At 46.0% G+C, this 1175-nt stretch carries 1 protein-coding gene; it reads left to right on the forward strand.

Annotated elements, in window-relative coordinates; genetic code table 11:
* Positions 1-1175: virulence-associated E family protein (locus G468_RS22035; protein WP_248604908.1), on the forward strand; the 1175-nt coding region annotated here is incomplete at both ends.

Genomic DNA, 1175 nt, shown 5'->3' on the forward strand with positions numbered 1-1175 from the left:
CCTTCATGGGTGGATATGGGCAATCGCCTCGCCTGGTTTAAAGACACACACTTTGAAGATGAAGCTAAAAAGATGTGGCTTGATTGGTCTTCTGCCGTCGATAAAGGAGACATATCCGCTGCCGAAGCCAAATGGCCTGAACTACGTGCTGAAAGAACAGGCTATCAAGCGATATTCAGTTTAGCGCAAAAAGCAGGATGGGTAAATCCCGGTGCCGAGCGATTGAAAACAGCGGTTGCTACAATTGATGAGTTCGAAGATCTAACAGACCCTACTGAAAATTCAAACTGGCCTACGTTTAAACGCAATAAAACGTCAGGCCAAATAGAAGCGACCATTGACAATGCGGCTAAAGCGGTTATGTGCCCTGATTTTGTCGGTGTAGAAATTCGGTTTGATACTTTCCGTGATGAGATCATGTTTGCGCCTGTTGGCACTAAAGCATGGCAAACCTTTACTGATGCTGATTATTCCCGATTGCGTATCACAATGGAAAAACGAGGCTTCAAAGCGGTTGGACGTGAGTTAATCCGTGATGTGGTATTACTGGCTGCGGATGAAAATCCTTTTGATTCCGCCATGGAATGGCTTAAAAGCCTCGAATGGGACGGTATACCGCGTATCGAAAAGTTTTATCATACCCATTTTGGCACTGAGGATAGTGCTTATACGCGTGCGGTATCGCGCTATATGTGGACAGCCCTTGCGGGACGCGTGTTAAAGCCCGGTATCAAAGCGGATATGGTGCCGATCCTAGTAGGTGCTCAAGGTGCTGGAAAATCTTCTGTCGTGGCAGCGTTATCCCCTGATCCGGCTTTTTTCACTGAAATTTCCTTTGCTGAAAAAGATGATGATCTGGCGCGTAAGATGCGCGGTTGTCTGGTGGCAGAAATTAGCGAATTACGCGGACTGAATACGAAAGAACTGGAATCCATCAAAGCCTTTGTCACGCGGACACATGAAAAGTGGATACCCAAGTTCAAAGAATTCGCCACCCAGTTTCCTAGACGCTCATTGAGTATTGGTACGACAAATGAAGATGAATTTTTAGGCGATAAAACCGGTAATCGTCGTTGGCTGCCTGTTGAAGTTGGAAAAATGGATGTAGAAGGTATCAAAAAGGATGTGATTCAGTTTTGGGCGGAAGCGCGAGAGCTATTTACCAAAACAGGGAT

It is taken from the genome of Arsenophonus nasoniae DSM 15247 (assembly GCF_000429565.1).
GTDB lineage: Bacteria > Pseudomonadota > Gammaproteobacteria > Enterobacterales > Enterobacteriaceae > Arsenophonus > Arsenophonus nasoniae.